The sequence below is a fragment of the Vibrio sp. 10N.261.52.A1 genome (assembly GCF_002876325.1).
Classification (GTDB): domain Bacteria; phylum Pseudomonadota; class Gammaproteobacteria; order Enterobacterales; family Vibrionaceae; genus Vibrio; species Vibrio chagasii.
Map to the genome: position 1 here is coordinate 1 of NZ_MCYD01001124.1, position 5166 is coordinate 5166.

General features: G+C 45.3%; 5 protein-coding genes. 1 reads left to right on the forward strand and 4 read right to left on the reverse strand.

Annotation, left to right across the window (positions count from 1 at the left end; genetic code table 11):
• Positions 1–47: 47 nt before the first annotated feature.
• Both BCT81_RS24050 and aspA read right to left on the reverse strand, forming a co-directional pair.
• Positions 48–1355: an anaerobic C4-dicarboxylate transporter gene (locus BCT81_RS24050; RefSeq protein WP_004737118.1), complete on the reverse strand. Its 1308-nt coding sequence runs from the start codon at positions 1353–1355 to the stop codon at positions 48–50.
• Between the two features lie 180 nt (positions 1356–1535).
• Complete coding sequence (aspA, locus tag BCT81_RS24055; RefSeq protein WP_004737119.1) at positions 1536–2987, reverse strand: aspartate ammonia-lyase; 1452 nt, start codon at positions 2985–2987, stop codon at positions 1536–1538.
• A gap of 284 nt (positions 2988–3271) precedes the next feature.
• Here aspA and BCT81_RS24060 point away from each other — a divergent pair, with 284 nt between their 5' ends.
• Complete coding sequence (locus BCT81_RS24060) at positions 3272–3796, forward strand: FxsA family protein (protein ID WP_102426101.1); 525 nt, start codon at positions 3272–3274, stop codon at positions 3794–3796.
• Between the two features lie 131 nt (positions 3797–3927).
• On the opposite strand, the gene trmL is transcribed toward BCT81_RS24060, so the two are convergent.
• Both trmL and BCT81_RS24070 read right to left on the reverse strand, forming a co-directional pair.
• Positions 3928–4407: a tRNA (uridine(34)/cytosine(34)/5-carboxymethylaminomethyluridine(34)-2'-O)-methyltransferase TrmL gene (gene trmL, locus BCT81_RS24065; protein ID WP_004737121.1), complete on the reverse strand. Its 480-nt coding sequence runs from the start codon at positions 4405–4407 to the stop codon at positions 3928–3930.
• Between the two features lie 77 nt (positions 4408–4484).
• Complete coding sequence (locus BCT81_RS24070) at positions 4485–5102, reverse strand: superoxide dismutase (RefSeq protein WP_102426102.1); 618 nt, start codon at positions 5100–5102, stop codon at positions 4485–4487.
• Positions 5103–5166: the final 64 nt, after the last annotated feature.

Sequence of the window (5166 nt, forward strand, 5' to 3'; positions counted from 1 at the left end):
AAAAAGGAAGCCGAAGCTTCCTTTTAGAGTCATATCATCAGTGGTTTTTAGATAAACAGACCACCGAATGCGAAGCCTAGTGCTACCGCAGTACTGATTGTTACCACACCTGGAATGAAGAACGGGTGATTGAATACTAGGTTACCGATACGCGTTGAGCCTGTGTCATCCATCTCAACTGCAGCCAGTAGCGTAGGGTAAGTAGGAAGAACGAAAAGTGCACTTACCGCAGCGAAAGAAGCAACGGCTGTTAGTGGTGCTACGCCAATTGCTAGTGCTGCAGGCATTAATGCAACCGTTGTTGCGCCTTGAGAGTAAAGCAGCATAGAAGCGAAGAACAGAACAAGAGCCAGCATCCATGGGTAGTCAGCCAGTAGCGCGCCTGCAACGTCTTTGATTTCAGCAACGTGTGCGTTTACAAACGTAGAACCTAACCAAGCTACACCAAGTACACAGACACACGCAGTCATACCAGAGCGGAATGTCGGTGCTGAAGAAATTTTCGCTGCATCGATCTTAGTGAACATTACGATTGCCGCTGCTGCTGCCAACATTACCGACATGATCGCTTCGTTACGACCTAGTGCAGGGTTCTCGATTAAGCCAACAGAGCTAGAGATAGCCGCTGCGTAACAAACAACAAAACCAATTGCTGCTAGGAAGATGTAAGTTGCTTTCTTCGCTGTTGGAAGGATCTCGCGCTTCTCATCTGACGCTAGTTTGATTAGACCTTTCTCTAAACGCTCTTGGTAAACAGGATCGTCTTTTAGCTCGCTACCCATGTAGTTAGCAACAACAGCACCCACCATACAAGCAATGAAGGTTGTTGGAATACAAACCATCAGCAGTGTTAGGTAATCAACACCGAATGGTGCAAGCATTGCTGCGAAAGCTACAACCGCCGCTGAGATTGGCGAAGCTGTGATCGCGATTTGAGACGCAACAACAGCAATAGACAGTGGACGAGAAGGACGTACACCTTGGCCTTTCGCTACTTCCGCAATAACTGGCAGAGTTGAGAATGCTGTGTGGCCAGTACCCGCCATTAGTGTCATTAAAAAGGTCACAATCGGCGCGTAAAAGGTGATGCGTTCTGGGTGCTTACGCAAAAAGTTTTCTGCAATTTGCACCAACCAGTCCATACCGCCAGCAACCTGCATTGCAGCAATTGCGGTGATAACTGACATGATGATCAGGATTACATCAATTGGGATAAAAGATTGGCTTGTTGGTACGCCAAGAATAAGTGAAAGAGCAATAACACCAGCACCACCGGCAAAGCCGATACCGATGCCGCCAATTCTGGCCCCTAAGAAGATAAAGAGCAGGACGATAAACAGTTCTACTGCAATCATAATTAACACCTCATGTAGATTTTATTATGTGACCACTCGTCGAGAGAATGTTCAGATAATAGTTCTATGGTTTAGATTCAATTAAGCAAAAGCGCAACATACAGAAAACCACAAAATAAACAGGGTTAACCGTATTGGAGCCTAAAAAAGGGCTCCGTTTGGAGCCCTTTCTCGCTAGCGTTACTCGTAGCGTTTTGCTTTATACTGAGGATGCATCAAATTTTCAACAGAGAAAATGTCATCAAGTTCTTCTTCGGTTAATAAACCGCGCTCTAGAACCACATCACGAACACTCTTACCTGTTTCTGCACAGATCTTACCAACAATGTCACCTTCGTGGTGGCCAATGTATGGGTTTAGGTAAGTTACGATACCGATAGAGTTAAATACGTGCGCTTCACAGATTTCTTTGTTTACCGTAATGCCGTCTACACACTTGTCGCGTAGGTTCACACAAGCATTAGTTAGGATGTCTAGAGACTCAAACATGCTTTGTGCAATAACAGGTTCCATAACGTTCAGTTGAAGTTGACCACCTTCAGCTGCGAAAGAAACTGTGTTGTCGTTACCTAGAACTTTGAAGCAAACTTGGTTTACTACTTCAGGTACTACTGGGTTTACTTTAGCTGGCATGATTGAAGAGCCTGCTTGAAGCTCAGGTAGGTTCAGCTCGTTCAAGCCTGCGCGAGGGCCAGAAGACAGTAGACGTAGGTCGTTACAAATCTTAGACAGTTTAACTGCTAGACGCTTAAGCGCGCCGTGCGTCATTACGTATGCGCCACAGTCTGAAGTTGCTTCGATCAGGTCTTCTGCTGGAACACACTCTAGGCCAGTTACTTCAGCTAGGTGTTTAACAGCAAGGCCTTGGTAACCTGGTGCTGCGTTTAGACCTGTACCGATTGCTGTTGCGCCTAGGTTAACTTCAAGCAGTAGCTTAGATGTGTATTCTAGGTTTTTGATTTCTTCATTGATGGTTACCGCCCAAGCGTGGAACTCTTGGCCAACTGTCATTGGAACTGCATCTTGAAGTTGAGTACGACCCATCTTCAAAACGGTGTTGAATTCTTGGCTCTTAAGCTCGAATGCACCTTTAAGGTATTCAATTGCATCGATCAGTTTTAGTACGCTGTTGTAAACAGAGATACGGAAGCCAGTTGGGTAAGCACAGTTAGTTGATTGGCTGCGGTTTACGTGGTCGTTCGGGTTGATGAACTCGTACTGGCCTTTTTCTTTGCCCATTAGTTCAAGCGCAACGTTCGCTACAACTTCGTTCGCGTTCATGTTTACAGAAGTACCAGCACCACCTTGGAAAACGTCTGATGGGAACTGATCCATGCACTTGCCAGTGTCCAGAATTAGGTCACAAGCTTGGATGATGTATTTAGCCACTTCGCTAGGAATTACACCTAACTCTTTGTTTGCTAAAGCCGCTGCTTTTTTTGTCATCACCATACCGCGAACGAATTCAGGTACATCTGAGATCGTTACATTTGAGATGTTGAAGTTTTCAACTGCGCGTAGAGTGTGGATGCCGTAGTAAGCATCAGCCGGAACATGACGTTGACCTAAAAGATCTTCTTCGAGACGAGTAGCTTGAGGAGCATCAACTTGTGCTTCTGATAGAGTAGCCATAACAGGATCCTTAGAGAATAATTCTGATTATATAGTTAGTTATTAGCCTATTCTGTGTGCAAATACTCCGTTCGCTAGAATATTGGGCTGATAAATCCGTCCTGACTTATGTGGCACATGATACTGTACCTAGCGCATAAAAATAGTAAGTTGATCACCTTTTTCGCTTTTGTTTAGTCAATATTTTGCAAAGTTAATTTGGGTCAATAAACACGCTTATTTACAGGATAAATTTGAGATTGGTAGACCTTTCAGCGTAAACTGAAAGCAACAAAGGAGGGCATGTGTTTCCTATCTTATTATTACTATTTATCTTCGTACCCATCATTGAGATTGGGCTATTTATTCAAGTTGGTGGCTTCTTAGGATTGTGGCCAACTATTGCATTGGTTTTGATCACGGCATTTGTTGGTGCATCGCTGGTTCGTAGCCAAGGTATTCAAACACTGATGTCCGTTCAAGGTCGACTACAGCAAGGCGAGATGCCGGCACAGCAGATCCTTGAAGGCGTGATGCTGGCGGTGGCTGGCGTATTGCTGCTGACTCCAGGCTTTATGACAGACGCTCTGGGTATGTTGGTATTGTTGCCAGCACCAAGAGCCATGATCGCTAAGAAAATGATGGAAAAAATGGTGGTTAAAAATATGTCTGGCGGTTTCCACGCTGGTGGACAAGCTGGCTTTGGTCAGAGTCCATTTGGAGATGATCCATTCAACCGCGACCCATTTGACCAATCAAAAGGCGGTAACACCTTTGAAGGTGAGTTTGAGAAGAAAGACGACGACAACGATCGTAACCGCTTAAACTAATCCTGCTGTTTAGATAGAAAGACAACAACTGAAAAGGCTCTTACCTTTATCCTTCGTAAGAAAGAGATAATAGTAAGAGCCTTTTTTATTGTCTATTAGCGATGACAGATAATAGGTGTTTGAGGGTTTGGTTATACCGCGCCTTCGAAGCCCATTTGTCGCCATGCTTCAAACGCGATGATTGCTACAGCATTGGATAGGTTCAGGCTGCGTGCGTCTGGCATCATTGGAATACGAATACGTTGTTCCATCGGCATGCTCTCGATGAACTCAGCAGGTAGGCCGCGTGTCTCAGGGCCGAACATCAACACATCGCCTTGTTGGAACTTGGCATCGACGTGGTGACCTGTGGTCTTGGTGGTACACGCAAAGATACGGTAGTCACCTTCACGTTCGTTCTCTAGATACTCAATAAAAGCTTCTAGGTTCTTGTGACGTTTCACTCGCGCTAGGTCGTGATAATCCAAACCAGCACGACGCACTTTCTTCTCTTCAAAATCAAAGCCAAGTGGCTCAATCAGGTGCAGGTTTGCGCCGCAGTTAGCACATAGGCGGATGATGTTACCCGTATTGGGTGCAATTTCTGGTTCGTATAGAGCGATATCAAACATGTGGGTTCACAAGAGTAATCAAAGATAGCCAGAGTATACGGTGGCAAGCTGTGTGAGTACAGTTTGCCACCATCCACTTATGCTTGGTTGGTGAGTGCCTGCGCGTAGTTTTCTGATACTGCACTCCAGTTGACCACGTTCCACCAAGCGTTGATGTAGTCAGGTCGGCGGTTTTGATAGCTGATGTAGTAGGCATGCTCCCACACATCTAACGCAAGGATTGGTTCACCGTTGCTGGCCACTGTATCCATCCAAGGATTATCTTGGTTTGAGGTTGAGATGATCTTTAGTTGTCCATCTTCTACGACTAACCAAGCAAATCCTGAACCGAAGGTGTTGATTGCCGCTTGAGCAAACTGATCTTGGAATGCTGCAAAATCTCCAAATGTGCTTTTAATCGCCTCACTCAGCTCGCCAGTTGGTTCGCCACCGCCGTCTTGCGACATACAGTTCCAATACAAGATATGGTTGTAGTAGCCGCCACCATTGTTGCGCACGGCGGGGCTGTGTTGAGAAATATTAGCGAAGATTTCAGTGAGAGATTGCTGTTCAAGCTCGCTACCAGACACCGCTGCGACAAATTTATCGTAATAGGTTCTATGGTGCTTGCTGTAGTGCACTTCCATCGTTTTTGCATCGATGTACGGTTCTAGAGCATCGTAGGCGTAGGGCAGTTCAGGGAAAATGTGAGACATGGTAAATCCTCCTTAATTAGAGGATTTACCATAATGATAATAACAATCATTATCAACTGTGATC

Excerpts from the sequence above, each read along its gene's own strand:
- BCT81_RS24050 (WP_004737118.1), bottom strand. The coding sequence starts at position 1,355 with ATGATTGCAGTAGAACTGTTTATCGTCCTGCTCTTTATCTTCTTAGGG.
- aspA (WP_004737119.1), bottom strand. The coding sequence starts at position 2,987 with ATGGCTACTCTATCAGAAGCACAAGTTGATGCTCCTCAAGCTACTCGT.
- trmL (WP_004737121.1), bottom strand. The coding sequence starts at position 4,407 with ATGTTTGATATCGCTCTATACGAACCAGAAATTGCACCCAATACGGGT.
- BCT81_RS24070 (WP_102426102.1), bottom strand. The coding sequence starts at position 5,102 with ATGTCTCACATTTTCCCTGAACTGCCCTACGCCTACGATGCTCTAGAA.